This is a genomic window from Peptacetobacter hiranonis (assembly GCF_008151785.1).
GTDB classification, from domain to species: Bacteria; Bacillota; Clostridia; order Peptostreptococcales; family Peptostreptococcaceae; genus Peptacetobacter; species Peptacetobacter hiranonis.
The window spans coordinates 153,226-180,030 of record NZ_CP036523.1; the positions used below are offsets into that span (position 1 = coordinate 153,226).

The 26,805-nt window shown below is 30.2% G+C and carries 30 protein-coding genes and 4 tRNA genes; 24 read left to right on the top strand and 10 right to left on the bottom strand.

The annotated features are described in order from the left end of the window. Positions 1-141 precede the first annotated feature (141 nt). The 3 genes from KGNDJEFE_RS00995 (at position 142) to KGNDJEFE_RS01005 (ending at position 2,013) form a co-directional block, all read left to right on the top strand. Positions 142-405, top strand: a complete 264-nt coding sequence (locus KGNDJEFE_RS00995; protein WP_006440963.1) for a putative Se/S carrier protein — start codon at positions 142-144, stop codon at positions 403-405. Positions 406-418: 13 nt separating this feature from the next. Beyond that, a complete protein-coding gene (locus KGNDJEFE_RS01000) occupies positions 419-613 on the top strand; it encodes a DUF951 domain-containing protein (protein ID WP_006440964.1) in 195 nt (64 codons plus the stop codon). A 209-nt stretch (positions 614-822) separates the two neighbouring features. After that, a complete protein-coding gene (locus KGNDJEFE_RS01005) occupies positions 823-2,013 on the top strand; it encodes an aminotransferase-like domain-containing protein (RefSeq protein WP_006440965.1) in 1,191 nt (396 codons plus the stop codon). An 81-nt stretch (positions 2,014-2,094) separates the two neighbouring features. On the opposite strand, the gene KGNDJEFE_RS01010 is transcribed toward KGNDJEFE_RS01005, so the two are convergent. Together KGNDJEFE_RS01010 and KGNDJEFE_RS01015 are read right to left on the bottom strand one after the other, a co-directional pair. Beyond that, positions 2,095-3,417 carry an IS3 family transposase gene (locus tag KGNDJEFE_RS01010; protein WP_148881763.1) on the bottom strand — a complete coding sequence of 441 codons (1,323 nt, stop codon included), beginning with the start codon at positions 3,415-3,417 and terminating at the stop codon, positions 2,095-2,097. 111 nt (positions 3,418-3,528) lie between these two features. Continuing rightward, entirely contained in the window at positions 3,529-4,098 is a 570-nt protein-coding gene (locus tag KGNDJEFE_RS01015) for a helix-turn-helix domain-containing protein (protein WP_006440966.1), read from the bottom strand. 448 nt (positions 4,099-4,546) lie between these two features. On the opposite strand from KGNDJEFE_RS01015, the gene KGNDJEFE_RS01020 reads away from it, so the two are divergent. From KGNDJEFE_RS01020 to KGNDJEFE_RS01095, 17 genes are all read left to right on the top strand, one after another. Further along, the gene (locus KGNDJEFE_RS01020; RefSeq protein ID WP_006440967.1) at positions 4,547-5,620 is read left to right on the top strand and encodes a mandelate racemase/muconate lactonizing enzyme family protein; all 1,074 of its coding nucleotides are present in this window, start codon (positions 4,547-4,549) and stop codon (positions 5,618-5,620) included. A gap of 82 nt (positions 5,621-5,702) precedes the next feature. Beyond that, positions 5,703-6,872 (top strand): DUF819 family protein, encoded by a 1,170-nt coding sequence (locus KGNDJEFE_RS01025; protein ID WP_006440968.1) that lies wholly within the window; start codon positions 5,703-5,705, stop codon positions 6,870-6,872. A gap of 80 nt (positions 6,873-6,952) precedes the next feature. Then, entirely contained in the window at positions 6,953-7,267 is a 315-nt protein-coding gene (locus tag KGNDJEFE_RS11860) for a hypothetical protein (protein ID WP_244949434.1), read from the top strand. A gap of 65 nt (positions 7,268-7,332) precedes the next feature. Continuing rightward, positions 7,333-9,039 (top strand): CocE/NonD family hydrolase, encoded by a 1,707-nt coding sequence (locus KGNDJEFE_RS01030; protein ID WP_244949438.1) that lies wholly within the window; start codon positions 7,333-7,335, stop codon positions 9,037-9,039. A 247-nt stretch (positions 9,040-9,286) separates the two neighbouring features. Beyond that, positions 9,287-9,571 (top strand): 30S ribosomal protein S6, encoded by a 285-nt coding sequence (gene rpsF / locus KGNDJEFE_RS01035; RefSeq protein WP_006440970.1) that lies wholly within the window; start codon positions 9,287-9,289, stop codon positions 9,569-9,571. A 30-nt stretch (positions 9,572-9,601) separates the two neighbouring features. Next, positions 9,602-10,078 (top strand): single-stranded DNA-binding protein, encoded by a 477-nt coding sequence (locus tag KGNDJEFE_RS01040; protein ID WP_006440971.1) that lies wholly within the window; start codon positions 9,602-9,604, stop codon positions 10,076-10,078. 18 nt (positions 10,079-10,096) lie between these two features. Further along, complete coding sequence (gene rpsR / locus KGNDJEFE_RS01045) at positions 10,097-10,324, top strand: 30S ribosomal protein S18 (RefSeq protein ID WP_040410706.1); 228 nt, start codon at positions 10,097-10,099, stop codon at positions 10,322-10,324. Between the two features lie 266 nt (positions 10,325-10,590). Beyond that, positions 10,591-11,565 carry a DUF2232 domain-containing protein gene (locus KGNDJEFE_RS01050; RefSeq protein ID WP_006440973.1) on the top strand — a complete coding sequence of 325 codons (975 nt, stop codon included), beginning with the start codon at positions 10,591-10,593 and terminating at the stop codon, positions 11,563-11,565. A gap of 10 nt (positions 11,566-11,575) precedes the next feature. Beyond that, on the top strand, positions 11,576-13,570 hold the full coding sequence (locus KGNDJEFE_RS01055) for a DHH family phosphoesterase (RefSeq protein WP_006440974.1): 1,995 nt from the start codon (positions 11,576-11,578) through the stop codon (positions 13,568-13,570). Next, positions 13,571-14,023: a 50S ribosomal protein L9 gene (gene rplI / locus KGNDJEFE_RS01060; RefSeq protein ID WP_006440975.1), complete on the top strand. Its 453-nt coding sequence runs from the start codon at positions 13,571-13,573 to the stop codon at positions 14,021-14,023. A 14-nt stretch (positions 14,024-14,037) separates the two neighbouring features. Beyond that, entirely contained in the window at positions 14,038-15,366 is a 1,329-nt protein-coding gene (gene dnaB / locus KGNDJEFE_RS01065; protein ID WP_006440976.1) for a replicative DNA helicase, read from the top strand. 259 nt (positions 15,367-15,625) lie between these two features. After that, a tRNA-Lys gene (locus tag KGNDJEFE_RS01070) sits at positions 15,626-15,701 on the top strand. A 6-nt stretch (positions 15,702-15,707) separates the two neighbouring features. After that, positions 15,708-15,782: transfer RNA gene (locus tag KGNDJEFE_RS01075), tRNA-Glu, on the top strand. A 24-nt stretch (positions 15,783-15,806) separates the two neighbouring features. Next, a tRNA-Val gene (locus KGNDJEFE_RS01080) sits at positions 15,807-15,882 on the top strand. A gap of 14 nt (positions 15,883-15,896) precedes the next feature. Continuing rightward, positions 15,897-15,972 (top strand) — tRNA-Thr (locus KGNDJEFE_RS01085). 407 nt (positions 15,973-16,379) lie between these two features. Further along, positions 16,380-16,976 carry a 30S ribosomal protein S4 gene (gene rpsD / locus KGNDJEFE_RS01090; protein ID WP_006440977.1) on the top strand — a complete coding sequence of 199 codons (597 nt, stop codon included), beginning with the start codon at positions 16,380-16,382 and terminating at the stop codon, positions 16,974-16,976. Positions 16,977-17,072: 96 nt separating this feature from the next. Next, on the top strand, positions 17,073-17,750 hold the full coding sequence (locus tag KGNDJEFE_RS01095) for a metal-dependent hydrolase (RefSeq protein ID WP_006440978.1): 678 nt from the start codon (positions 17,073-17,075) through the stop codon (positions 17,748-17,750). A gap of 57 nt (positions 17,751-17,807) precedes the next feature. Here the strand turns inward: KGNDJEFE_RS01095 and KGNDJEFE_RS01100 are convergent, their stop codons facing one another. The 4 genes from KGNDJEFE_RS01100 to KGNDJEFE_RS01115 all read right to left on the bottom strand — a co-directional run bounded on the left by KGNDJEFE_RS01100 (position 17,808) and on the right by KGNDJEFE_RS01115 (position 21,743). Continuing rightward, positions 17,808-19,037, bottom strand: coding sequence for an erythromycin esterase family protein (locus tag KGNDJEFE_RS01100; protein WP_006440979.1), 1,230 nt, complete (start codon positions 19,035-19,037; stop codon positions 17,808-17,810). 42 nt (positions 19,038-19,079) lie between these two features. Continuing rightward, on the bottom strand, positions 19,080-19,442 hold the full coding sequence (locus KGNDJEFE_RS01105) for a helix-turn-helix domain-containing protein (protein WP_040410707.1): 363 nt from the start codon (positions 19,440-19,442) through the stop codon (positions 19,080-19,082). 192 nt (positions 19,443-19,634) lie between these two features. Continuing rightward, the gene (locus tag KGNDJEFE_RS01110; RefSeq protein WP_006440981.1) at positions 19,635-20,621 is read right to left on the bottom strand and encodes an ATP-binding protein; all 987 of its coding nucleotides are present in this window, start codon (positions 20,619-20,621) and stop codon (positions 19,635-19,637) included. Positions 20,622-20,648: 27 nt separating this feature from the next. Then, positions 20,649-21,743 carry a DnaD domain protein gene (locus tag KGNDJEFE_RS01115; RefSeq protein ID WP_006440982.1) on the bottom strand — a complete coding sequence of 365 codons (1,095 nt, stop codon included), beginning with the start codon at positions 21,741-21,743 and terminating at the stop codon, positions 20,649-20,651. Between the two features lie 231 nt (positions 21,744-21,974). On the opposite strand from KGNDJEFE_RS01115, the gene KGNDJEFE_RS01120 reads away from it, so the two are divergent. The 4 genes from KGNDJEFE_RS01120 to KGNDJEFE_RS01135 all read left to right on the top strand — a co-directional run bounded on the left by KGNDJEFE_RS01120 (position 21,975) and on the right by KGNDJEFE_RS01135 (position 23,471). Next, positions 21,975-22,358: a hypothetical protein gene (locus tag KGNDJEFE_RS01120; RefSeq protein ID WP_006440983.1), complete on the top strand. Its 384-nt coding sequence runs from the start codon at positions 21,975-21,977 to the stop codon at positions 22,356-22,358. Positions 22,359-22,384: 26 nt separating this feature from the next. Then, positions 22,385-22,609: a hypothetical protein gene (locus KGNDJEFE_RS01125; protein ID WP_006440984.1), complete on the top strand. Its 225-nt coding sequence runs from the start codon at positions 22,385-22,387 to the stop codon at positions 22,607-22,609. A 60-nt stretch (positions 22,610-22,669) separates the two neighbouring features. After that, positions 22,670-22,840 (top strand): NfeD family protein, encoded by a 171-nt coding sequence (locus KGNDJEFE_RS11865; RefSeq protein ID WP_456299532.1) that lies wholly within the window; start codon positions 22,670-22,672, stop codon positions 22,838-22,840. A 172-nt stretch (positions 22,841-23,012) separates the two neighbouring features. After that, positions 23,013-23,471, top strand: a complete 459-nt coding sequence (locus KGNDJEFE_RS01135) for an NfeD family protein (protein ID WP_006440986.1) — start codon at positions 23,013-23,015, stop codon at positions 23,469-23,471. 101 nt (positions 23,472-23,572) lie between these two features. On the opposite strand, the gene KGNDJEFE_RS01140 is transcribed toward KGNDJEFE_RS01135, so the two are convergent. From KGNDJEFE_RS01140 to KGNDJEFE_RS01155, 4 genes are all read right to left on the bottom strand, one after another. After that, entirely contained in the window at positions 23,573-24,844 is a 1,272-nt protein-coding gene (locus KGNDJEFE_RS01140) for a sensor histidine kinase (protein ID WP_006440987.1), read from the bottom strand. After that, positions 24,838-25,542 (bottom strand): LytR/AlgR family response regulator transcription factor, encoded by a 705-nt coding sequence (locus KGNDJEFE_RS01145; protein WP_006440988.1) that lies wholly within the window; start codon positions 25,540-25,542, stop codon positions 24,838-24,840. Before KGNDJEFE_RS01145 ends, KGNDJEFE_RS01140 begins: the two co-directional genes overlap by 7 nt. Positions 25,543-25,635: 93 nt before the next feature. Beyond that, a complete protein-coding gene (locus KGNDJEFE_RS01150) occupies positions 25,636-26,004 on the bottom strand; it encodes a hypothetical protein (protein WP_006440989.1) in 369 nt (122 codons plus the stop codon). Between the two features lie 188 nt (positions 26,005-26,192). After that, positions 26,193-26,636 carry a hypothetical protein gene (locus KGNDJEFE_RS01155; RefSeq protein WP_148881765.1) on the bottom strand — a complete coding sequence of 148 codons (444 nt, stop codon included), beginning with the start codon at positions 26,634-26,636 and terminating at the stop codon, positions 26,193-26,195. Positions 26,637-26,805: the final 169 nt, after the last annotated feature.

The following is a 26,805-nucleotide window of genomic DNA, read 5'->3' on the forward strand; positions in this document are numbered from 1 at the left end:
TAAAAATAAATGGAAAATAATTAAATTCTTTACTATAATATAATGTATAAAAAATTGTTGGTATACAAAAATAATAAAAATAAAAAATACTAGAAAATTACTAGTGTCATAAAATTCACAAAATTTAGGAGGAAAATAACAATGGAAACAATGTATATAGTGGCATTTAACTCAACTCACAATGCTATAAAAACAGAAAAATTATTACAGAAAGACGATATAAAAGCAACAACACTTCCAACACCAAGAGAAATAAGTGCAAGTTGTGGAATATCAATAAAATTCGAAAAAGAAGATTTAGAAAGAGTAAAAAATGTTCTTTCTGAAAATAGTATAGATTGCAAAGGTCTATTTATGATAGAAAAACACGAAGGTGGTAAAAGAAGCGCTTCAGAATTAAACTAATGGAGGTATTGTTATGCCATTAAATCTTGAAAAAGGCGATATAGTAGAATTAAAGAAACCACATGCTTGTGGATGCAAAGAGTTTGAAATAACTAGAACGGGTATGGATATAAAAGCTAAATGCAAACAATGTGGTAGACTTATAATGTTAGACAGAGAAACTTTTGAAAAAAGAGTAAAAAAATTACACAAAGTAAATGAAGAATAAAAATAAAAATGCAAGTTTTATACATAAATTAAAATCGTAAATATAGTACTTAATAAATTAAATGATAAATATTATATGTGAAAAAATGATATAAAAATAACGTGTTTTTTTAATATTTAACGTATATTATTTAAGAAAAATTTGATATAATGTAATTGTAAAATGAATAAATTCATTGAAATAAACATTTTCATGGGGGTGCTATAAAAATGGCAGTAAAATTTGCAAGAAGATTAGACAACTTAGAAGGATCAGCAATACGTGAACTGTTAAAATTAACAGCTAGACCAGAAGTTATATCATTCGCTGGTGGTATGCCTGCTCCAGAATTATTCCCAGTAGAAGAAATGAAAAAAATATCAGTTCAGGTTCTTGAAGAACAGGGAAAAGTAGCTTTACAGTACACTACTACTGAAGGATACAAACCATTAAGAGAAAAAATAGCAGAAAGAATGAACAGAAAATTAAAAACTAATGTAGGTCCAGACGATATACTTATAACAAGTGGATCTCAGCAGGGTCTTGATTTCTCTGGTAAAGTATTCCTAGATGAAGGTGACATAGTATTATGTGAAAGTCCATCATACATGGGTGCTTTAAATGCTTTCAAATCATATCAGCCAAAATTCATAGAAATACCAACAGATGATAACGGTATGATAATGGAAGAACTTGAAAAAGTATTAGAAGAAAATGACAGAGTAAAAATGATATATGTTATACCAGATTTCCAGAATCCATCAGGTAGAACTTGGCCAATGGAAAGAAGAGAAAAATTCATGGAAATAATAAACAAATATGAAATACCTGTTATAGAAGATAACCCATATGGTGAATTAAGATTCGAAGGTGAATTCTTACCATCATTAAAAGCTATGGATACTAAAGGTTTAGTAATATTCCTTGGAACATTCTCTAAAATATTCTGCCCAGGATACAGATTAGGATGGACTTGTGCAGCTCCAGAAATATTAAACAAATACAATATATGCAAACAGGGAGCAGACTTACAGGCTTCTACAATATCTCAGATGGAAGTTAACAAATTCATAGAAGAATATGATTTAGATGCTCACGTTGAAAACATAAAAGCTTGCTACGTTAAACGTAGAGATTTAATGTTAAAAACTATGGAAGAAGAATTCCCAGCATGTGTTAAATTCACTCATCCACAGGGTGGTCTATTTACTTGGGTAGTACTTCCAGAAAACGTAAAAGCAGCTGAAATGGCTACTAAATGTCTTGAAAAGAACGTTGCATACGTACCAGGAGATTCATTCTTCCCTAATGGTGGAGTATACAACTGCTGCAGATTAAACTACTCTAACATGCCAGAAGACAAAATAGTTGAAGGTATCAAGAGAATGGGACAGGTTTTAAGAGAAGAATTAGGTGAATAATCTTTAAAACTTTGAATAAATAAAATAAAAGCTATTGTACTTTAAAATGGTCCCTATGTCAAGGACATATATAAAAAAGTCTTAAGCAGCAAGCAGCTGACTTCTATATTGAATAGGAGTCAGCTGTTTTAAATTCCACTGACAACGATCATTATTATAATAATCCATATAATCATCTATTAAACTTTTTAACTCTTCAAATGTATTGCAACTTTTATAATCTATTTCATCTTTCATATGACCAAAGAATGACTCCTGCGGAGCATTGTCCCAACAATTACCTTTTCTAGACATAGATTGACCTAAATTATATTTTTTTAACAAGTTCTGAAAAATAGTACTTGTATAATGAACTCCTTGATCAGAATGAATAAATGCATCTTTATGTAATTTGTCTGAATTTGATAACATGAGATTGTTAATAGTTGAAATAACAATATCCATTTTTAAATTCTTCGATAAATGATACGATAAAATTTCATTCGTAGAAGAATCTTTTACAGTTGATAAATATGCTGTTTTCCCATTGCCGTACGGCATATACGTAATATCAGTTAAAAGTACTTTTCCTGGTATACCTTGTTTAAATTCTCTATTCAATTTATTAGGAACTGTGTGATGTTCTTTTCTTGCTTTTCCCATACGTTTAGCTGGATTTGACTCGCGAATAGGACATTTAATTCCATATTTTTTCATTATTCTTTGAATTTTTTTTCTGTTAAATATTATATTAAATTTACTTTTTAAAATCATTTTTATTGAACGAGAACCTTTTTTGTATCCTCTGAACTTATATGCTTTAAGAATTATTTCTTTTGCTTCTAAATCCTTTTCTTCTTGTTTGCTTATTACATTCTTGTTTTTTAAATAGTTATAAAATCCAGATCTAGATACTCCTGCAACAATACATAGATGTTTTATCATTTTTTTTAAACAATATTTATTTATTACATCATTAATTAATTTGAATATTTTCACCGAAGGTAGCTTATTATTCATCACCTGCCTTTCTTCGAAGTCTAGCTTTTTTACTAGTTCTAGCTCTGCTTTAAGATATGCTATTTCAGCATCCTTCTTATCTATTATCTCTTTATCTGTTAATTTTCTTTTTCTTGGTCTTCCAGAATTATTAACTCTAGAATCATCTAGTCCCAAAATACCATTTTCTTTATATGACTTTCTCCATCGCTCGCTAGCGCATTTAATACGTTTTGCACCTATGATGTTAGTGTCAAAACCTGCTTCTTTAAATATCTGTGTTGGATTTTTTCCCTTATTGTATTCTGTTATGAAATGTATTTTAAATTCATTTGTATATGTTATTGATTTACAGCTTACATTCTTTACAAATGGATTTTTTGATAGCTCTAATGTTTCTTCTTTACTAAATTGTTTTTTACTCATAAATTACTCACCTCTATATTAAAATTATACAAAAAAAGAACCTATAGATGAAACACCTTTTTACAAGTGTCCATTCTATAGGTTCCATTTTACTTAGTACAATAGCTTTTTTTATTTACTAAATGGAAATTTCCATATAGCAGGTGTAAAAATAGATAAACCTATAGCAATATCATCTGTCAAATTTTCAATAATGTGAGGAATATTACTTTTTATTATAGTTGTATCTCCAACTGATAATTTTATATCTTCATCTGGAAGATGTATAATAACCTCTCCTTTTTCAAGCATAACAATTTCTTCACTTTCATGAATTACTGGGAAATCACCATCACAAGACTTAGGATCTAGAAAGAACTTTATAGCTAAAGACTTAGGTATAAAAGTTTCATTAGGCATAGGAGTAAGTAGATGATATTCAACAGTAGAATTAGGTTGTTTCATCATAATTACATCACCGCTTTTTGTAGTAAGATCATCAGAATATTTTTCGGTTTCCATAAGAAGATATGTCGGAATATCTAATGATTTAGAGATTTTCCTTAAAGAAGAAAGTGAAGGGTCTACTAAATTTCTTTCTATCTGAGAAATATAGCCTATAGATAAACCAGTTTCATCAGAGAGTTGTTGCAAAGTTATACTTTTGTTTTTTCTAAAATTTCGTATTCGTTCTCCAAGCATTTTTTACCTCTCTATAAATTATATTTTATATATTTAAAACAAATGTTTTCCCTTAACCTATACAATGATATCACAAAAAAAAGATAAGATAAAGTTATAATTTTTAAAATAAAAAAATAAATAAAGATTTTTTTTATAAATAAAATAAAAAATCAAAAATAATTTGTTTGAAAGTCAAAAAAAGTTGTAAATTTAGTAAAAGTAAAGATAAAACGTATTAAAAACTACTGAAATTAGTATAAAAAACCTTTCAAGTCGTTTTATAGAATTATTTTTTTTATTATTTATAAAAAAAATAAAAGAATTTATTGAATAATAAAAAAATATGTGCTAAAATTATAAAAAAAAAGATGATACTGAATTTTCAGAAAAGCTAATATATTTATATTCTTGAGAAAAAGCTAGTCTATCTGAAAAAATCCAATTCAGTTAATCACAGGAGGGTAAAATGAAAATAGTTGATATCAAAATTGAAAAAATACGTATTCATCTAAAGAAACCGTTTAAAATAGCATTTGCGGTTCAAGATTATGCAGACAATGTAATAATTAAAGTTATGACAGATGAAGGAATATATGGACTAGGAGAAGCAGCTCCGTTCTCACCTGTAACTGGAGAAACAGTAGATAGTGTTATAAGTACACTTAATATGTTCAAAGAAGGATTAATAGGAATGGATCCTCTAGAAATAGAAAAAATACATGTTTTAATGGATAGACTTATAACAGGAAATTCATCAGCAAAAGCGGCTATAGATATAGCTTTATTTGATATAAAAGGAAAAGTGATGGGACAGCCATTATACAAAATACTTGGAGGATATGATAATAAAATACAGACAGATATGACTATCGGTATAGATACTCCAGAAAATATGGCTAAAGAAGCAAAAGAAAGAGTAGAAAACGATGGATTTAGAATATTAAAAATTAAAGCAGGAATAAATCCAGATGAAGATATAAAAGCATTACAGTTAATAAGAGAAGCAGTTGGAAATGATATACGTCTTAGAGTAGATGCAAATCAGGGTTACTGTGTAAATGATGCAGTAAGAGTTTTAAAAGAATTTGAAAAAGTTGGTGTAGAAGCTGTTGAACAGTGCCTACCTCATTGGAATATGAATGATGCAAGATTAATAAGAGAAAAAGTTGGTCTAAAAGTTATGTTAGATGAAAGTATACATTCTCCAATGGATGCAGCTAAAGCTTGTAAAATGGATGCAGCTGATATATTAAATATAAAACTAATGAAATGTGGCGGACTTTACAATGCATTAAAAATAAATGCTATAGCAGAAGCTAATGATGTTAGATGTATGGTTGGATGTATGTTAGAAACTAAAATAGCTATAGCAGCTGGAGCTAGCTTAGTGGCAGCTAAGAAAAATATAACAGAAGCAGACTGCGATAGTTTTATGTATTGTGTCGACCCAGACAATGGAATGGAAGGCGGATTTGAAATAAATGGAGATACATTCGTTCTTTCTGATAAACCAGGATTAGGTATAGACTTTGATTTTTAATTAAATTATAAGAAAAGAGAATTAAAAGAATATGCAGTATATTTTATATACTGCATATTCTATAATAGAGGGAGGATAATATATGGAAAAAACTGTTTTCAGCACACCGGAGACATTGCTATTAGTAATGTTTATGACAGTTTCTGTAGGATTGTGGTTACAGAAATTCAAAGTATTTAAGTCTTTAGGACCGGCACTTACAGTAATTATACTAGGAATAGTACTTTCTAACTTAAAAATAGTTCCTGTAAATCATGATGTTTATGGAATTTTATCAGGGTACTGTATACCACTATCTATATGTATATGTCTATTAAGCTTAGATTTAAAAGAAATGAAAAAACTTACAAAAGAACCTATTATAGCATTAATATCTGCGATATTATCAGTTTGTATAATGGCATTTATATTTGGCTTAGTATTTGCAGGAAAAATAGACGAAGGATGGAAAGTAGCAGGAATGTTTGTTGGAACATATACTGGAGGAAGTGCCAACCTTACAGCTATAGCAGTTGGTCTTGATGCGGCTAGAGAAACAATAGCAGCAGCAAATGCAGCAGACTATGTAATAGGTATACCAACACTAGTGTTTATGTTTGCAGCGCCTGCTATATTAAAAAATTCAAAAAAATTCCAGAAATTCTGGCCATACCATCACACAGATGATGAATTATTAGGTGAAGGAGATCATACAGAATTAATGGCATCTAAAGAATGGAGTATACAAGATATAGCTTGGATGTTGTCTTTAGCATTTGCGGTATTTGCAGTAGCTTCTTGGTTATCTGGAGTGATATTTGGTGAAGGATTTAGAAGTGCAGGAAGAGTTATACTTATAACTACATTCTCTATAATATTAGCTCAGTTCCCACGGGTTAAAAGACTTAGAGGAAACTTTGACCTAGGTTTATATATAGCACTTTTATTCTTAACAACAATAGGATTTGCAGTTAATCTAAAAGATTTCTTTGGATCAACTTTATATATAACAATATTCTGTTTCTGTGTTGTTGTAGGTTGTACAATATTACACTTAGTAATAACAAGAATATTCAAAGTAAGATACGAATATGTATTATTATCAATCGTAGCGGCTATATCAGATGGTCCAACAGCTGCATTAGTAGCATCAAGTGCTCAATGGAAGAGTTTAATAAATATAGGACTTCTAATGGGAGTTATAGCGGGGGCATGTGGTAACTATGCCGGTATAACCGTCGCATATTTAATAAAGGGAACTTTAGGAATGTAATTGATTATAGGCAAAAGATTTTTAAATTTAAAAGTCTTTTGTCTTAATTAAATTTATTGTTAATTATTAGGAGGATAAGAATGAGAGAATATAAATTGTATATATCAGGAATACTATATGGATATGTTTCTTATGAGGGAGAAAAAGTATATTACAAAGAGTTAGATGTATATGAAAACAAATTTCTAGATAAAGTTGAATTGACAAAAGAAAAAAATTTAGAAATAACTGACTTTTGTAAGATAAATCTTCTTGAGTTAACAGATAAAATAGAATACTATGAAAAACACTTAGATGGAAAAAGAAAATTCCTTAGAACTAAGTATGGTGAAACTTATGAATTAGCAGAGGATAATTATTATATTCAGAGAAGAAAAAAATTCCCACTACACTAAATGTATTAAAAAGAAATGGTGAAATAGTTGCTTTCTTATGCTCTAATAGAGAATATTCTTCTATATTGGTAAAAGAAGGTTATGAAGATATTACTCCATTAAAAGCTTGGAAAGAAATAAAAGAACCTATTCACCCTGTTAAATATGAGGGAATGTTTGATGTTGAGATGAGAGATGGTATAAAATTATCAACTGATGTATTTCTACCAGCAGATATAGAAGGAGATATTCCTGCTATATTAGTACGTACTCCTTATGGAAAAGAACTTAATAATCAGTCATATTTTAAATACGTTCAAAGAGGATATGCAGTAGTAATACAGGACGTAAGAGGTAGAAATTTAAGCGAGGGAGAATGGATGCCAAATTATACAGAAGTAGAGGATGGCGACGACACTATAACTTGGATAGCAAATAGACCTTGGTGTAATAAAAAAGTAGGTATGATAGGTGGATCTTATCTTGGATATGTTCAGTGGGCAGCTGCAGCTAGTGGAAATCCATATTTATCAGCTATGGTAAGTATAGTTTGCGCAGGAAGTGCTTTTATGGACTTACCAAGAAGAGGAGGATGTTTAACATCAGGAATGTTAGCATGGGCATTCTCTGTATCTCAGAAAAAATTCAAACCTGAATTAATGGAAAGAGATGATTGGGAAGAAGTTTTAAATATAAGACCATTGGAAAATATACCAGAAATAGCATTAGGATACAAAGTTGATTTCCTTGATAATTGGTTTAAAAATCCAGACTATTGTAAATTCTGGGCTGATTCTGATTGGCATGCAAGAAGCAAGAGAACAGTTATTCCTACATTAATAATGTCAGGTTGGTTTGATGATAATGGAATGGGAACAACACAAGCTTTAGATATAGTTAAAGATTTCCCAGTAGGAAAAAGAAAGGTTATATTAGGACCATGGCAGCACAGTGGCAATTCAAGATATGATTTACATGGGGTTGACTTTGGAGCAAATGCGCTTAGATTCGATATAGACCTTAACTTCTTAAAATGGTTTGACCTTCATTTAAAAGGAATAGAGAATGGAATAGATAAAACATCTCCAGTAGAATATTATACAGTAGGGGATAATGAATGGAAAACAGCTGAAAATTGGCCAGTTCCAGAAACTGAAAAGGTTGAATTGTTCTTAGATAGTAAAGGAAATGCAAATACATCTTATGGAGATGGAAAAATAGTATTTGAAAATCCAACAGAGGAAAATGTTGATGAATATGAATATGATCCAAATAATCCATCTATACATATAATAGATATGTCAGAAAACGAAATAGAGGTTCCAGAGGATTATACAGAAGAAGAAAAACGAGATGATATGCTTTGCTATACAACTGATGTATTAGAAGAAGATTTTACAATAACAGGTGATATGGATGTTGAACTGTATGTTTCTTCTGATGCTGTCGATACAGATTTTATAGTTAGGATAACTGATGTAGATGAAAATGGTAAATCTATAAAATTAGCGGATGGAATTCTTGGAGCAAAATATAGAAATAGTTTTGAACACCCTGAATTTATGGAAGAAGGGAAAGTATATAAATTAAACATACTTACAACTAAGATATCTAATACATTTAAAAAGGGACATAGAATAAGAGTTACAATAACTTCAAGTGCTAAAAACTTTATGTTCCCAAATAGTAATACTAAAGATGGATTTAATAGTGAAACTTACGTTGTAGCTAATAATAAAGTTCATCATGGTGGAAGATATTCTTCAAAAGTAACTATTAGAAAAGAGAATTAGAAACCCCCTATATTTATATATAAACAAAATATTTTTATTTTATTAAGAAAAAATCAGTAAGCAAAATGTTTACTGATTTTTTTGTGAAAACAATTAAAAAAATATATTTTTATTGGAAGAACAACTTGAAAAATACTGTTGACAATAACACTTGTACATGATAATATATACAAGTATGAGAATTAGATTCTCATTTCTCTGCTCTAAATAATTTAGAGCCGTTAAGTCCAAAGGGAGGTGAATTGTAGTGAGAGATTACGAATTAGTTTACGTTGTGAAACCAGTTCTAGATGAAGAAACTAGAGAAGGTGTACAGAACAAAATAAAAGAAATAATAGAAACTAATGGTGGTGAAGTAACTAAAGTTGACGCTTGGGGAAATAGAAAACTAGCTTACCCAATAGCTAAATTTACTGAAGGTTTCTACACATTAGTTAACTTCAAAGCTTCTGTTGAATTACCAAAAGAATTAGACAGAAACTTAAAAATAAACGAAAACGTAATAAGACACATGGTTGTTGTTTGTGACTAATCATATCTTATTTAAATAGGTGGTGTTTTTATGAATCAGGTTGTACTAGTAGGAAGACTTACTAAAGATCCAGAATTAAGATATATTCCAGGATCAGGAACACCAGTAGCCACATTTACTCTTGCAGTAAACAGAGATTTTACTAAAAGAGATGGCACAAGAGAAGCCGATTTTATTCCTATAGAAGTTATGGGAAAAGCTGCTGAGTTCTGCGCGAACTATCTTACAAAAGGTAGATTAGTAGCATGTAACGGGCAGATAAGAGTTGATAATTATCAAACTCAGACAGGCGAATGGAAGAACTTTACAAAAGTTAGCTGCAGACAGGTCGATGCACTTGAAAGCAAAAAAGCTGCTAGCGAAGGTTCTTACAACAATTTTGAGAATAATTACAGTAATAACATAAAAGAGAATCATAATGAACCAGCCTTTGAACCTAGTGGTCTGTCTTCAGACTTGGACCCAGAAGGTTTTGGAGCTGTGGACGATGACGACATACCATTTTAAAAAGGAGGGAAATTAGTCATGATGAACAAAAGAAGACGTAAGAAAAAAAGAGTTTGTCAGTTCTGCGCTGATAAAAACGCTAAAATAGATTACAAAGATACTCAGAGATTACAGAGATATGTTACTGAAAGAGGTAAAATATTACCAAGAAGAATATCAGGAACATGTGCTAAACATCAGAGAGAATTAACAAAAGCTATAAAAAGAGCTAGAAATATAGCACTTTTACCTTACACATTAGACTAGTAAATAATAACGGATAAAATCCTATCGAGCTGTGCTCGATAGGATTTTTTTCGTTATTAAACAAATTAATTTTGAATTGTGTATAATGTGTACTATATCATTAAAGACTTTTATATATATCTATTTGTGATATAATATTAATATTAGGGTATTAATAAAATATGCAAAATTAAACGCAAATTTATTAATTTAATCAAAAAGATTTAAATATATAATTGCTAATACGATTATATAAAACTACTAATAGATATGACAGGAGAGGGAAAATGAAAAAACAGAACCAAACGGTAACTGTGATGCTTATGACAGCTATAGCAATAGCTCTAGCTGTTGGAACAACTACTCTTACTACGGCATCAATGGCGATAATATTCACAGTGTGTATACCATTTGCGATAGTTGGAATGATATCTACTGAAAAACAGAGCATGGCTGCATTTGTTGTTTCAGTACTAGCTATATTTGGTTTAACAGATGTTAGGTACGCTATGGAAGTTGTTGTAACATTTGTCATCCCGTCTATTTTAGTTGGGCGACTTATCGACTCGGTAAGTGAAAAAGATGACGAAGAACGACAGGAACCAATCTATATGGGAATAATTATTTTCATTTTATCGACAATAGCATACGTTATAATAGCTAAATATATGATGAATATAGATGTTGTAAAACAGCTTACTGATACATTTGCCAAAATATCAAAAACGCGGTTAGAAAATATGCCAAAAGAACAATTAAATGTTCTTGGAGATGTTACAGCTGCGGAACTTACAGACATGTTTAGAAATATGATAGTATCATTATTATTTATTCAGTCTGGAATATGTGTATTCTTTACATATTTCTTAGGTGGAGCAATAGCTAAAAGAATAACAGATAAAAACTTAAACAGAATCAGAATGTCAGGTTTTTATTTACCAGGAAATGCAGTAGTTATAACATTTGTTATATATCTTGCAGTGTTTGGACTTTCGTATATGGATACAGGTCTAAATACCATTGTAATAATGGGAAATTTACAGATAGTATTTAATATAATGTTTATGATGCAAGGAATTTCTGTGTGTATATACTTTATAAAGACTAGGATTGTTCAAGGAAGAGGGGGAATAGTATTCCCAGTTATATTGATTGTTACTCTAGGAGTGATGGGTGGAGGTACACTTATAGCTCTACTAGGTATGCTTGATTGTATTATGGATTTTAGAAAGATTAAACCAAAAATGAAAAAATCCATATAGGAGGATTGAAATGAATGTAAAGCCAAATTTGGATAGAAGTAACCGAGAAAATATAATATATATGGTTATAATGTTTATTGGAGGATTAGCTCTTTTATATTACAATGCTTTAGCTGGAATTGGATTTATAGCTGTATCTGGAGTGGTATTCTACCTTAATTTAAAAAATAATGAATCAAAAAAAATAGAATGGATGAGATATGTTGAAAATCTATCTTTAAATATGGATAAAATCGCTAAAAAGGCGATAAGATATCTACCAATACCTATGTGTGTAATAGAATTTAATGGGAAAATAACTATGCACAATGATAAATTCTCAGAAATCATAGGTAGAGATAGATTGCTAGATGAAAATATTAAAGATGTTGTAGGGGAAATTGATTTAACAAAAGTGTTAAACGATGAAAACGAAATGTACTCTGAAATAGAATACAAAGATAAAAGATACAGCATCGTATATAGAGTAATAAAAAATAGAACAAATTCAGATGTAGATTATATGATGGTTCTTTATTGGTTAGATAAAACAGATTATTTAAATCTTAAAGAAAAATATATAAACGAAAAAACAGTTATAGGAATTATAGAGGTAGACGGATACGAAGAAGTTATTAAAAGTGCAGATGAAGAAAATAGACCTTTAATAACTGCAGATATAGAAAGAGTACTGTCTACATTTGAAACCGAGTCAAAAGCAGCTATGAAGAGGGTATCTAAGGATAAATTCTTTTTAGTTATGAATAGAGAAGAGCTTAAAAAAATAGAGCTAGATAAGTTTGAAATACTAGATAAAATTAGACATATAGACCATGGAAATACACTTCCAGTAACGATAAGTATGGGTGTTGGTATAGATGGAGAAACTATAAACGATAATTTCAAAATGGCAGTTGGAGCCTTAGACTTAGCACTTGGTAGAGGTGGAGATCAGGTTGTTGTAAAAACTAAAGATAATTTCTCATTCTACGGAGGAAAATCTAAAGCTGTAGAAAAGAAAACAAAAGTTAAATCAAGACTTATCGGTCATGCTCTAAGAGAAATTATAAACCAGAGTGAAGATGTTCTAATAATGGGACATAGATACCCTGATATGGATGCTATGGGGGCTGCAGTTGGAATATACGACCTTTGCAAAGCTTGTGGTAAGGAATCTAATATAGTATTAGAAAATCTAAATGACTCTATAGAAATTTTTGCTAAAAAGATAAAAAAAGATAAATACTACAAAGGCATTTTTATAAATCACGAAACAGCTATAGAAAGATGTAAAGAGGACACGTTAGTTATAGTTTTAGATACTCATAGACCAAACTTTACAGAGTGTCCTAAGCTTCTGGAAATATCAGACAAAGTTGTAGTTATAGACCACCATAGAAGAGGGGTAGAGTTTATAAGTGATGCTGTCCTATTATTCCATGAAATATATGTATCATCTACGTGTGAGATGGTTACAGAGCTTATTCAGTATATGGATGAAAATATTAAAATAAATAAAATGACAGCGGAAGGACTACTTGCTGGTATAAATCTAGATACTAAAAACTTTGCTTTTAAAACAGGTGTAAGAACATTTGAAGCAGCATCGTATCTAAGAAAAATCGGTGCAGATACTATAGAAGTTAAAAAGCTATTCAATGCTGATATCAGCGACTTTACAACCAAAGCAGAAATTATACAAAACACAAAAATTATAAACAATAGAATTTGTATCGGATATACTTCTTCAGAAATTGACAATGTAAATGTAATTATAGCCAAAGCAGCTGATGAGCTTTTAAACATCAGACAGGTTGAGGCTTCATTTGTGCTAGGTCAAAAGGATGGAAAAGTATTCATTAGTGCTAGATCATTAGGAGATATAAATGTCCATGTAATGATGGAAAAACTAGGCGGTGGCGGTCATATAGATATCGCTGGTGCACAGCTTAAAAACGTATCTCTTAAAAAAGCATATAATATGGTACATGAAATAATAGAAGAATTCTTAGAGGAGGATAAATAGATGAAAGTAATATTATTAAAAGACGTAAAAGGTACAGGTAAAAAAGGAGAAATGAAAGAAGTTAGCGATGGTTACGCAAGAAACTTCTTATTCCCTAAAAAAATGGCTGTACAGGCAGATGCAGGAAATATAAAAGAATTAAAAGAAAAACAGAAATCACAGGAATTCCATGCTCAGAAAGAATACGATGAAGCAGTACTTCTTGGAAAACAGATGGAAGAAATAAACATAGAAATATACACTAAAGCTGGAGATGGAGGAAGATTATTTGGATCAATAACTTCTAAAGATATAGCTGAACAGCTTAAAAAACAGAAAGGCATAACTATAGACAAAAGAAAAATAAACCTTGAAGAACCAATAAGAGTTTTAGGATCTACAAGAGTGGAAATAAAAATACATCCAAAAGTAACTACTAACATAAGAGTAGATGTTAAAGAAAAAAATAAATAAGATAGGGTAAAAAAATGGCAGATATAACCAGAATACCACCTCACAGCGTCGAATCAGAGCAGTCTATTCTAGGTTCAATCCTGCTTGATAAAGACGCTATAATAACAGTAGCAGAGACAATTACTCCGACAGATTTCTATAAAGATGCGCATAGAATTATCTATGAGAGTATGATGGCTCTGAACAATAAGAATGAACCTATTGATATGGTAACACTAACAGATGAGCTTAGAAAAAGAGGATACCTAGACGATATAGGTGGTGTAACATACCTTACAAGCTTGTCTACAATAGTTCCTACAACATCAAATGTAAAATACTATGCAGATATAGTAAAAGAAAAATCAGTACTTAGACAGCTTATTAAAGCATCAAATGACATAATCAACTTAGGATATGGAAGTGTAGAAAGTGCTGAGAATGTACTAGATTTTGCAGAAAAGAAAATATTTGATATTTCTCAGGAAAGAACAAATGACGATTTTAAACCTATAAATCAAGTTCTTATGGATACATATGATATGATAGAGTCTATATATTCTAACAAGAGCGATGTAACAGGAGTAACTACAGGGTTTAAGGACTTAAATAAAAAGATAAATGGACTACAGAGAACAGACTTAATACTAGTGGCAGCAAGACCTGCTATGGGTAAAACAGCATTTGCGCTTAACTTAGTTCAAAACGCTGCTATAAAAGGAAATGCTTCAGTTGCAGTATTTAGTCTGGAAATGTCTAAGGAGCAGCTTGCTCAGAGAATGATTGCAGCTCAGTCAAATGTAGAGCTTAAGAAAATGAAAACAGGTACATTAAACGATGCGGATTGGCCTAGGATAATAAGTGCTATGGCAGTTATGTCAGATGCAAAAATATTTATAGACGATACTCCAGGTATAAAGATAAATGAGCTTAGATCTAAATGTAGAAAGCTAAAAATGGAACAGGGACTAGATTTAGTTATGATAGACTACCTTCAGCTTATGGAAAGTGATTCTAAGAATGAAAGTAGACAGCAAGAGATATCAAAAATATCTAGATCGCTAAAAATATTAGCAAAAGAACTAGACTGCCCTGTTGTTGCATTATCTCAGTTATCGAGAGCACCAGAGCAGAGAGCAGATCATAGACCTGTACTTTCAGATTTAAGGGAATCTGGAGCTATAGAACAGGATGCAGATATAGTAATGTTCCTTTACAGAGATGAATATTATCATTCAGATTCAGAAAAAAAAGACCTAGCCGAAATAATAATTGCTAAAAATAGACACGGAGAAACAGGTTCAGTTGAGCTTGTTTGGATGGGTTCTATACAGCGTTTTGGTGATAAAGTTAAAGATTTATAAAGTTTTATATCCACAGAATATAGGTTCGAAAGCCTTGGATTCTGTGGATATTTTTATATATTTTTTGTAAAATGTTGAAAAATAAACAAATAAGATATCAACAATATCCACAAGTTGATTGTTGATAACTGTTGATAACTTTTTTGCATAAATTTATGCAAAAAAAATTAAAAAAAGTGTTGACGAGAAGGCATATTCTAGATATAATATTACTTGTGGTTGAGGGAACACATTAAAAACCTTCAAAAATACAGGATGTGGTCTATTAGCTCAGTCGGTAGAGCACTTGACTTTTAATCAAGGTGTCCCGCGTTCGAATCGCGGATAGATCACCATTTCAAGGCCCGTTGGTCAAGCGGTTAAGACACCACCCTTTCACGGTGGTAACAGGGGTTCGATTCCCCTACGGGTCACCATCTTTTTTATTAATATTTTAGTGTGGGGTTATAGCTCAGCTGGGAGAGCATCTGCCTTACAAGCAGGGGGTCACAGGTTCGAGCCCTGTTAACCCCACCATTAAAACTGAACACGCTGGTGTGGCTCAATTGGTAGAGCAGCTGACTTGTAATCAGCAGGTTGTAGGTTCGAGTCCTATCACCAGCTCCATATATACTTTAAATCTGGATGCTTAGGCCGGATTTTTTTTTTACCCATTTTTAAATAGTTTTGTTATTGAGAAAATTAAATAATTAAATGGAAATGACAATCATTTACAGTTATATAAAGGTGTGATATTATAATAATTAGGAAAGCAAATACCCCCATTTGTCTGCAGGGGATGAGTATATAAATTAGCACTTTATATATTGCCATTAGTATTTGTGCCGATTAAAAACACACTACTTCTTAAAAAGATACTATCGTATTTTTACGATGGTATCTTTTTTTGGAAATTGAGAAAAAAGATAAATCAATGCTAATGAAAATCATTTACAGAGAAAAGACGTATATGATATATTATATTCAGGCTTAAAAATTATCGCGGCAAAATTTAATTTTTAAGGAGAAGAAAAATGGCAAAAATGATGGGACCAAGATTCAAACAGTGTAGAAGACTTGGATTAAATGTATGTGGACATCCAAAAGCAATGGATAGAGCAGAAAGAGGAACTTCAAGAGCGGATAAGAAATTATCTCCATATGGAACACAGCTGCTTGAAAAACAGAGATTAAAAGCTTATTATGGTGTACTAGAAAAGCAGTTTGCAAACTATGTACACAAAGCAGAAAAATCAAAAGAATCAACAGGTACTGTACTTATTCAGTTATTAGAATGTAGATTAGACAATATAGTATACAGACTAGGGCTTGCATCTTCTATAAGACAGGCACGTCAGATGGTTGTACATGGTCATATTTTGGTTAATGGTAAAAAAGTAGACAGACCTTCTTTTGGTTTAAATGTAGGCGATGTAGTATCTTTGAGAGAAAAATCTCAGTCTAATGCAATGTTTAAAGAGAATTTTGAAAACAGCGAATTAAACACACTTCCTTATATCGAAAAAAATATGGAAAAATTCTCTGGTACGCTAATTAAAAGGCCTGAAAGAAATGAAATACCAATAGAGATTAACGAAATCCTAGTGGTAGAGTACTACTCAAAATTATAATCATTCTACAAATGGAGGATATCGCATATGTATTTATGCGATGTCCTTCTTTTTTGTGATATAATGAAAAAAATATTAATTATTGGAGGATAGGTTATGAAAGTTACATTTTTAGGTCATTCAGTAGTATTAATAGAAAAAGATGGATTTAAAGCAATTGTAGATCCATTTATAACAGGAAATGGACTATGTCCAATAAAAGCCGAAGAATTAAATGATTTGACTCATATATTTATAACACATGGACACTCAGACCATATGGGAGATTGTATTGAGCTTGCTAAAAAATGTGATGCTACAGTAATTGCAAATCATGAGATAGCTCACTACTTAACTAAAAAAGGATTAGATGTACATTCTATGCATATCGGTGGAAAATTTAATTTTGATTTTGGAACAGTAAAAATGACTCCAGCGCTTCATGGTTCAGGAATAGAAGAGGGAGATGATATGCTTTATGGAGGAAATCCTTGTGGTTTTTTAATAGAAATAGATGGCAAAAAAATATACCATGCTGGAGATACAGGACTTACAATGGATATGAAACTTCTTGAAGATGAGCATATTGACTTAGCATTTCTTCCAATAGGTGGTAACTTTACAATGGATGTAAAAGATGCTGCAAGAGCATGTGAATTTATCAAACCAGATAGAGTAGTACCAATACACTACGATACGTTTGATTTAATAAAAGCAGATCCTAAAAAATTCAAAAAAAGAGCAGAGTATGCAGAGGTAGTTATATTAAATCCTGGAGATGCTATAATACTATAAATAAAAGGGACACTACATATAATTGTGAAGGTGTCCCTTTATTATTATTATGTTACATTAATTAAAGTTATTAATAGGAGTAGCATTAGCAACAAGAATCATTCCATCGTACATTTGAGCTGGAGGTTGGAATATTCTATAGCTATATGGAACTAGTTTATTAAATACAGAATAATAATCTCCTATACTTCCAAGATAGCAGAAGTTATTTACAGAATTAAATAAATTTGACGATTTTTTTATACTATCAAATTCTATCCAAGAAATGTCAAAGTTGAGAAGTTTACTAGCTTTAGCCAAAGGATTTCTAGAGTAAAACACTTTATTTGTACGACCTTTTTTGGTTGCTAAGTTACATTTAGTTTTATAAAAATCTGTGCCTATTACATAGTATTCATTAGGAAATTTTTTAGAAATAATTTTTCCCATAGAATCATAACTAGCCCATTTAGCGACATGAATATTATGTGCAGATACGAAAATTTTATCATGTCCCAAACTTTTTTCCATATTATAAACCCATTCTAGATTTTCTGCCATAAATTTATCTCTTGTAGCAGAGGCAGAATCTAAGTCTTTTATTGAATCGAGTTCAAAGTTTTGAATTAAAATATTAACAAATTGAATTGCATAAGGTGAGTTTAATTTTTCTTTCAAATTTTCCAAAATAGCAATTCTTTCTTCGTTTGAATAATTATTATTTAATTTATCGTCTATAAAAAGCTTCTTAACATCATTTGATGGGATGCTTGATTTTTCACAGTATTCTATCAAGAATTTAAAGTTATACTCTAACCTCTGCATATCGACCCCGTAAAATCTGATCATATTGTTTTTATGAGTAGAGTTGTAATCTCGTATATACTCTATTAGTTCCATCATTTCTTCGGTTTTATATATTTCAAACCCAATAGATGAAACAATATCTTTTAAATTACCATTTCCAGTTTGTATATATCTGTTTACATTTTCGCAACCACCAAAATCACCTTCTAAAATAAATGAACGGACATTATAATTTTCAACTAATTCTTTTAAAATATCTAATTTTAGCTTTTGAAACTCAGAATTTCCATGAGTGGCTTCACCAAGAGCGATTATATTCTTATCTGATGGAATAGAAAAATCTTCCATTTTCTTTGCATAAATAGAAAATTCATTTGTATCCACACTTTCACCAGTTCCAAAGCCACCAAAGTGAGTAAAAATAAATCCTAAAATTAAAATTACTATAAAAATAGTATAAAATATATACCTAAGTTTAAACTTTAAAATATTATTTTTCAAAATAAGTACCTCCTATAAATTTATAAAATGACAATATCAAAATTATTCAACTTCCTGAAGAAGCTCTTCAGGAGACATATTAAATAATTTTGCAAGAGCTATTAAATTTGAAGTGCTAGGATCAGATACACCATTTTCCCACTTTGAAACAGCTTGTCGGCTAACACCAATTGCTTCAGCTACAAACTCTTGAGTCATATGATTTTTTTCTCTGTGAGATTTTAAAACTTCGCCAAGAGACTTTCTTATAATAGTCTTTTCTTTTCTAACTTCACTTGATTTAATATATTTAATTAATGCTTTTATAGTGAAATATACTAGAGCCAAAAAGCTACCGATCATTAAAAGTCCTATAAGAATAACAACTCCGAAGACAAGTATTCCTAAAAATTCACCAAACTCCATAAAAACATCTCCTTTCTTGAATAAATATAACAAAAAAACACAGTTGCAACTAGAAACTATAGCGAAAATATTGGTTGCAAAATGAGTGCATATAAATAAAAAAATAAAAACCATCAAAAATTAAGTTAAAATTAAAGATTGATGGTTAAATTTATTATATATATTTATAATTTATAAAATACTTTGTATTAACTACACTTCCCATCTCAAATCATGTCCTAAGAATTCTAAAATTCTAAAGTTACCAACTATTCTAGAGAAGGTTCTCTGAGAATACAACTCAACTATTTTACTAGAGTCCAAATTTGTAGATATGATAATCTTCTTGCCAGCAAGAAGTCTAGTATTTACTATATTAAAAATTTCTCCACTAGAGAATGAGTTGTTTAACTCTGTACCTAAATCGTCTATAATTAATAAATCACAGTCGAAAAGATTTTTGTAGTTCTCGTCATTGATTCTTGAATCCTCATCTTTTCTAAATTTATAGTTCTCTAAAATCTCAAGTATTCTAAATGCAGTCTGATATATAACACTATAGCCTTGGTCTAGTAAAGCTTTGGCGATACAGTTGCACATGTAAGTTTTTCCAAGTCCTGTCGCACCGTGGAAAAATAGATTTGAGTTATTATCCTGAGCAAACTCGCTTACAAAAGAGTCACAAACAGATAAAATCTTTAGTATATTTTGCTTTGGAGATAGATTCTTTCCTTCGATTATCTCATCAGAGAATATACTCAAATCAAAGTTATCGAAGTTTTCTTTTTCTAAAACTCTACTTAAATTTGACATTTTATAGGCTTCGTTTATTATTGCCTGTTTAAGACAAGTACATTTCTTACCTCCACCTAAAAATCCGGTATCCTTACATTTTGGACAGCTGTACTGCATTTCAAGGTAGTTTTCTGGTATTCCATTTTCGGCTAAAATCTGTTTTTTTCGATTAACAAGTTCTTCCATTTCACGCTTACATTCATAGACGATTTCTTCTCTTGCCTTAGTATCTTTTAAAACAGCCTTTGTAAGTCTAAGACCAGACATGGAAATTTCATCATCTATTTTCTTTATTTCAGGAAGAGATTCATAAATAGACTGTTTTCTTTTTTCTAGTTTTTCTTCATTATCATCTCTTTTTCTTTGATATTTTAAGAGAATATCTCTAATTTTTTCCTCTTTCATACAAATTCATCCTTTCTAAAGATAAAGCTACTTAAATTTCTTTTCCTGGCTTTTTCTAATTTTCTCTTCAAGTTGCTCAGGAGTGTACTTAGTAACAGTTTCTTCAAAGTTTTTAAATTTATTATAGCTTGTAGGAGCTTTTGATGTAGTTTTAGCATATGAGCGAGTGACCTTTTTGCTGTTTTGCTCCTTTTGTTTTTCAAGTTCTTTTTCTTTTTCCTTCCGCTTAAACTCTTCAACGGCTTTAAGCTCGGCAAGTGTGTGTATTTCTTCATTTGCCCAGTTTTTGACTATTCCGTTTATATATGAGATAGAAGGAGTGGTAACATTTTTAGATTTTGAACAAGCCTCTAAAACTAGCTCAATATCGGCATTATATACGTCAAACCAAGTATCCATTGCCTCTTTTTCGGCGCGAGTAGGCTCTCTTCTAAATCCAAGCTCATTGAAAACAATGCGGTACATTGAATATCTCTGACTTCTTTCAGCAAAACTATCCTCAACATCTTTAACTGTATAAAGATTAGAATCGTACCAATTCCTAATAATAGCTTCGACGTATTTTAAAGGTTTAACAGCACCAGTCTGATCTTTTGCGTGCTGATATGCACATATAATCATATCATCACTCATATTATACTTATCCATAATTTCCATTATAGATATTTTTTCTGTAGCTTCTAAATATCTACCTATAATTTTGTTTATCTCATTAAACATTTTACGTACTTTAGGATTTGAATTTCTATCTACTACACCATCTGCACTAGATGAAACAGATTCCGTTGGTTTAGACGTATTTCTTAGATAAAGAGCATCCAAATCCATAAACTCTACAGAAAAATTAAACTCATCGTCCAAATCTTCAGAGTGTATCTTTATAAGCCCTGCACTTTCCCAAAATTTCCAAGCATTGACTACATCAGAAAGTGGGATGTTTAGATTTTGGGCGATTGATGAATTGTCAAAACGTGGATTAGAGTGGATGTCTGTGGCCATTCTATAACCAAGTAAATATACCTTAACAGCTAATCCATCAGCCATCGGCATAAATATATCGATAAAAACATTGGATATTATAGTCGATCCAAAGTTAGTTGCATTTTCTTCTATAAAAAACATTACATCACCTCAAGAATAATTATATCATACAAAAAAGAAACGCATAGAATAATGTTAATTGGAAATAATAAAAAATATTGAAGTTTTACAAACTTAAAATGTAAATAAAAAATTATATTTTGCAAGTTATACCAATAAAATAGCAAGCTGTACCAAGTGTATTGTTTTTAAAAATATATGGAATATAATGAAATTAAAGAAGGAGATAGAGATACATAGGGGGTGTAGAAAATGAAGGAAAGAAGAAAAATAGATTTATTTGGAGCAATAACAATGTTGGTAATTTCTATGGCTGCATTCTATTTAAAGAATAGTGTAGGAGCAGAAATGATAGGATTACCTTTAGAAAGTTTTGTATATATAGGAATAGGAATTTTCATTTTAGGTTTAATCTACACAATAATGGAAACAAAGATGCAGCTTCCTTATTTCTACGGAAGAAGTCAAAGTGGTGGTTCAAATGCCAATTCATTTGTAGTTATGGGTATTGGAGCAGGATTAATAGGAAGTAGTATAGCAAGTGCAGTTGTTATAACTCTTGTTCTTATAGCTGTAGCTGTATCGATTAGAATGTTTATGGATAAGAGGTACAAAGAAAAGAATGAAATAGAGTAAAAAAATATATAGTGTGGTGAAATATTATGCCAGAATCAGTAGTAGAAATTGTTAGAACATGTCTAGGATTTTTCTTAGTAATATTTGGATATATAGCTTCGATAAGAGAAAGATATATGGGTATGCCACTTATCGGTTTAAAAGAGCAGCCAACAGGTATAATAAATGGATTTGTTGCAACACTTGGTAGAGTGCTTTTAATATCGACAAGTACACAGAAATTTTTCTTATTGGGATTGCCTTTGATTTGAATAAGTGTAATACTTCAAGCAATAGTACTCGCACACCTAAAGAAAAAAGCAAAACATTTCATAGGAAAAGAAGGAAAGGCTACAACAGATATGAAGAGAAAACGCAATGGATTTGCAGATTTTAACGGCAAGAAAACTAAAGTATACGCAGAAATGGATATACAATCAGGTGAAATGGTGTATGTATCGGATGTTGAAGGTAATATTATTAAGGTCAAAAAATTGAAATAAAAGTGTGTCGTTATATTTAGAAAAGTACCTATAGAGTAGATGATTATATCTATATCTGTAGGTGCTTTTTTATATGGATTTAAAAGAACTGAGATTAATTTTTTAGAAACATATTAACTATAGTAACTGATATTATATAATTAAGTTAATAAATGGAGTGAGGTGAAACACTATGCAGGAATCAATAACGGAAATAATTAGAGTATGCGTAGGTTCTTTTTTAGTAATATACGGATACGTTATGTCGATAATAGAGAGGTATTTAGGTATGCCGTTTTTTGGATCAAGATATCAACCAAAAGGAGTAATCAATGGATTTGTTGCGACACTTGCTGGTGCAGTTTTAATGTCTATAAATATTCAGATATTTTTCCTAGTTGGATTGCCTTTAATTGTGATAAATGGGTTACTTCAAAAGATAATACACGAGCGATTAAAAAAGAAAGCAAAACATTTTATCGGAAAAGAGGGAAAAGCTACAACAGATATGAAGAGAAAGTGCAAGGGATTTGTAGATTTTAATGGAGAAAGAGCTAAAGTTTTTCCAGAAGAAGAGGATATACAAGCAGGGGAAATGGTATATGTATCTGACGTAGATGGAAATATGATTATGGTTAGAAAATTAAAATAAAGAAGGTGTCATTGTATAGATTTAAAATCTGTATAATGACACCTTTTATTTTTCTAGAAAGTAGTTATCTTATTAAAATGAAATAACCTAATAACAATATATTAAGGTATAGGAATTAGAATTTTAGCAGAGAACACATCTTTATCATATTCAATAACAAGCTCTCCGTCGTATTTATCTAAAGTCCTCTTAACGCTCTTTAATCCCAATCCATGTAGAGATTTATTCTTTTTAGTAGTATTTAAATTATCCCCTGTAGAATCAATCTCGCCGTTTGTAGTATTTGTAAGTTTCACGACAAACAACGAATCTATAGCAATTCCCCTAAGAATTATACTTGTTTCCTTGTTTTTAATCTTCAAACAAGACTCGATAGCATTATCTAAAAGGTTTGAGAAAATAGTACAAATATCCTCATCCTCGATAAATCCACATTTTTTGAAGTTAATATCACAGATAAATTTAATCCTATTCTGAAGACATATAGTATTTTTTTCGTGCAGTAAAGTATCCAAAATAACATTACCTGTATTAAATTTATTGCTATACTCATCTAAAAGTAGCTCTACTTTTTCTATATACTCATCAGATTTATGATCATCGCTATACTTCATGCAGATTATATGATTTTTCATATCGTGGTACAATTCACGAGATTTTTCCTGATTCTTATGTAGCATATCCATATAAAAGTCCTGTTTTTTGTTCTTAGAATTAAAGAATATTACAAGTAAAACTGAAAAATTGGCTATAACTATCAAAAGCAATGTCAAAATAAAAATATTAGAATTACCCAAAGAACTTTTGCTCCTTAACTCATTCATTACATTAGCCAAAATGAAAAAATAAACTGTGTTAGTAGCTACTGGAACTACAAGATAGTTTATGTATTTTTTCCAAGAGCCTTTGTTTTTATACAGATACTTATATGATAGAAAAATGTATATATAAAAGCATAGAATTAGGATAATTTTTTCAACCAATATAGAAATATACTGGTAATTATTTTGGCTTATTACTCCTTCAAAAAACATGAAACCGTAAATACTATCTGTAATTTTAAACCCTATGTAATATGTAATCATTAAAAAAGCCCAATATAGAGCAGAGATTAAAAGACTTTTTAATGGTTTAATATCATATTCTATACTAGAGAATATGAATGAAAGAGCAGCTATAACCACAAATATTACACTTGGTTTTATACCTAAATAAAAACTAGTTGATATTACAACTACGGTTATTACAAAGGGAAGATAGTATAAGTTCAATCTCTTTGAAGAAAGAGAGTCGTATACCTTCTTTTGTAGAAATACATCGATAACAAATGAAAAAAGACTTATCACTTGAAGAATAGTTAATGTTTTTAGCATAGGAAATCTCCAAGATGAGAAGCTAAAGCAATTTTAAACTCTTTGTACTTAGGTCTACTAATAGGAATCTTGAAATCCTTGATAGTTGCAAAATGTTGGTCTATATGGCTAATCTTATCTAAATTTACAAGATAGCTATTATGACACTTGAAGAAATTCTTTCCGTTTAACATATCCTCTAGACTTTTTAGACTCATCTTTATCGAATATTTCTCTGATTCTGTGTAGATTGTAATTTCTTTTCTAATAACCTCGACGTACAAAATATCATCTGTATTTAAAACTATCATATCCGATTTATTTTTTAGGCAGATTTTCTTGCTCCTACTGTTAAGTTCTTTTATACATAGTTCAAGGTAGTTGAACAGAAGATCGTTGTCTATTGGTTTTAGTAGATATCTAAAAGCTCTGACTTCATAAGCTTCAAATACATATTCTTGAAGTGCGGTAGTAAAAATTATCTCTACATTTTTATCAATCTCACGAATTTTTCTAGCAGTATCCATTCCAGATAATTTACTCATTTTTATATCTAGGAAAATAATGTCTGTATCTTTATAATCGCTTAGAAGTTCTTCTCCGGATGAAAATTTTTGGATAGAGTAATCTATATTTATGCTATTTAGTTTTTCTTTAATCATTTTTTCTAGCTCATCAGCTTGAATTTTTTCATCCTCACATATTGAAATATTAAGCATAATTCTCTCCTTTTATATAATAGTTATTTCAATTATACCATTTTATAAAAAAAAATGGGTATCACCAAATTATGGCGATACCCATTTAAAAAATTAATTTAATTCATTTAGTAGATTATCAAGAGCGAAATCAATAAAATCAATTAAGTCCTCAAACTGTAAAATATGTTTGCGTTCAAGGAAATCATCTTCAAACCATTCTAACCGATTATAAAGATGTTCTTCATCTACATTATCACAATCAAGAAGATTCTGAAGTTCTTTGGCTTCGATTAACATATAGTCATACCAAACAGCGTACTCATCGAAGATACAATCAATAATATCCTCAAGAATTTCATCTTCAGAAAGTTCTTCAAGAATACGATCTCTTAGAGGGAAATCACCTCTGTTGTGCTCTTTAGAAAAGTCTTCTATAGATTTAATAAGTTCACTAAGTTTTTCTATTACATTTTTATTCATAAAAATGCCTCCTTTTATTATTATTTATATAGTTAATTATTAATTATGTACATTGAAAATATATTGTAGAAAAATACTTTCAAATTTATGTTTGATTTTTGCAGTATAAATATAAAAATTAACTTAAAAATAGTTTCTAAGAAAGGCTGAGTAAAAACACAGCCTTTTCTAGGAAACTATATATGATACTATTCGCATATATTGCTGATTAAAGTTTTGAAAGCATCAGAAACAAAATCTAATAAAGTTTCGCACTCAGCAGCAAAACCTAGATCAGATAAATCTTTACAAAAGAATGCAAGTTGAGTATAAAGAAAATCTTCAGCTTCAGAATCACCAAGAGATTCCATTAAATCTTCAGTATAGTAAAGAATTTCATTAGAAGTTGAATGATTTTCAAGAGCTATTTCACTAGCTTCATCTGAATCCAAATCATAGTCATAAGATAACTCCTTAATATAACTAGAAAGAGGATAAAGTTTTGGTTTAGCAGTAAGTAAAAATTTACGAACATCAAAAATCATTTCAAATAAAGAAGCTTTGTTTTCAGCTGATAATGCACAAGCTATGTCTGGTTTAAGAGAAGCTTCTATATTTTCAGAAATCTGATTAGCAGATATTGAATATTTCATAGCGTTCACCTCCTTTCATATGAGTTAATAATGAATAAAACAATACATATAATGTATGTAGAAAATCATCTCCAAGTATGTGTTGATTTTTTGCAGAATAAATATAAAAAACTATTAAAAATATCATCTAATAAAGGCTAAGTATAACTAAGCCTTTATTAGAAAAATT

Excerpts from the sequence above, each read along its gene's own strand:
- KGNDJEFE_RS00995 (WP_006440963.1), top strand. The coding sequence starts at position 142 with ATGGAAACAATGTATATAGTGGCATTTAACTCAACTCACAATGCTATA.
- KGNDJEFE_RS01000 (WP_006440964.1), top strand. The coding sequence starts at position 419 with ATGCCATTAAATCTTGAAAAAGGCGATATAGTAGAATTAAAGAAACCA.
- KGNDJEFE_RS01005 (WP_006440965.1), top strand. The coding sequence starts at position 823 with ATGGCAGTAAAATTTGCAAGAAGATTAGACAACTTAGAAGGATCAGCA.
- KGNDJEFE_RS01010 (WP_148881763.1), bottom strand. The coding sequence starts at position 3,417 with ATGAGTAAAAAACAATTTAGTAAAGAAGAAACATTAGAGCTATCAAAA.
- KGNDJEFE_RS01015 (WP_006440966.1), bottom strand. The coding sequence starts at position 4,098 with ATGCTTGGAGAACGAATACGAAATTTTAGAAAAAACAAAAGTATAACT.
- KGNDJEFE_RS01020 (WP_006440967.1), top strand. The coding sequence starts at position 4,547 with ATGAAAATAGTTGATATCAAAATTGAAAAAATACGTATTCATCTAAAG.
- KGNDJEFE_RS01025 (WP_006440968.1), top strand. The coding sequence starts at position 5,703 with ATGGAAAAAACTGTTTTCAGCACACCGGAGACATTGCTATTAGTAATG.
- KGNDJEFE_RS11860 (WP_244949434.1), top strand. The coding sequence starts at position 6,953 with ATGAGAGAATATAAATTGTATATATCAGGAATACTATATGGATATGTT.
- KGNDJEFE_RS01040 (WP_006440971.1), top strand. The coding sequence starts at position 9,602 with ATGAATCAGGTTGTACTAGTAGGAAGACTTACTAAAGATCCAGAATTA.
- rpsR (WP_040410706.1), top strand. The coding sequence starts at position 10,097 with ATGATGAACAAAAGAAGACGTAAGAAAAAAAGAGTTTGTCAGTTCTGC.
- KGNDJEFE_RS01050 (WP_006440973.1), top strand. The coding sequence starts at position 10,591 with ATGAAAAAACAGAACCAAACGGTAACTGTGATGCTTATGACAGCTATA.
- KGNDJEFE_RS01055 (WP_006440974.1), top strand. The coding sequence starts at position 11,576 with ATGAATGTAAAGCCAAATTTGGATAGAAGTAACCGAGAAAATATAATA.
- rplI (WP_006440975.1), top strand. The coding sequence starts at position 13,571 with ATGAAAGTAATATTATTAAAAGACGTAAAAGGTACAGGTAAAAAAGGA.
- dnaB (WP_006440976.1), top strand. The coding sequence starts at position 14,038 with ATGGCAGATATAACCAGAATACCACCTCACAGCGTCGAATCAGAGCAG.
- rpsD (WP_006440977.1), top strand. The coding sequence starts at position 16,380 with ATGGCAAAAATGATGGGACCAAGATTCAAACAGTGTAGAAGACTTGGA.
- KGNDJEFE_RS01095 (WP_006440978.1), top strand. The coding sequence starts at position 17,073 with ATGAAAGTTACATTTTTAGGTCATTCAGTAGTATTAATAGAAAAAGAT.
- KGNDJEFE_RS01105 (WP_040410707.1), bottom strand. The coding sequence starts at position 19,442 with ATGGAGTTTGGTGAATTTTTAGGAATACTTGTCTTCGGAGTTGTTATT.
- KGNDJEFE_RS01110 (WP_006440981.1), bottom strand. The coding sequence starts at position 20,621 with ATGAAAGAGGAAAAAATTAGAGATATTCTCTTAAAATATCAAAGAAAA.
- KGNDJEFE_RS01115 (WP_006440982.1), bottom strand. The coding sequence starts at position 21,743 with ATGTTTTTTATAGAAGAAAATGCAACTAACTTTGGATCGACTATAATA.
- KGNDJEFE_RS01120 (WP_006440983.1), top strand. The coding sequence starts at position 21,975 with ATGAAGGAAAGAAGAAAAATAGATTTATTTGGAGCAATAACAATGTTG.
- KGNDJEFE_RS01125 (WP_006440984.1), top strand. The coding sequence starts at position 22,385 with ATGCCAGAATCAGTAGTAGAAATTGTTAGAACATGTCTAGGATTTTTC.
- KGNDJEFE_RS01135 (WP_006440986.1), top strand. The coding sequence starts at position 23,013 with ATGCAGGAATCAATAACGGAAATAATTAGAGTATGCGTAGGTTCTTTT.
- KGNDJEFE_RS01140 (WP_006440987.1), bottom strand. The coding sequence starts at position 24,844 with ATGCTAAAAACATTAACTATTCTTCAAGTGATAAGTCTTTTTTCATTT.
- KGNDJEFE_RS01145 (WP_006440988.1), bottom strand. The coding sequence starts at position 25,542 with ATGCTTAATATTTCAATATGTGAGGATGAAAAAATTCAAGCTGATGAG.
- KGNDJEFE_RS01150 (WP_006440989.1), bottom strand. The coding sequence starts at position 26,004 with ATGAATAAAAATGTAATAGAAAAACTTAGTGAACTTATTAAATCTATA.
- KGNDJEFE_RS01155 (WP_148881765.1), bottom strand. The coding sequence starts at position 26,636 with ATGAAATATTCAATATCTGCTAATCAGATTTCTGAAAATATAGAAGCT.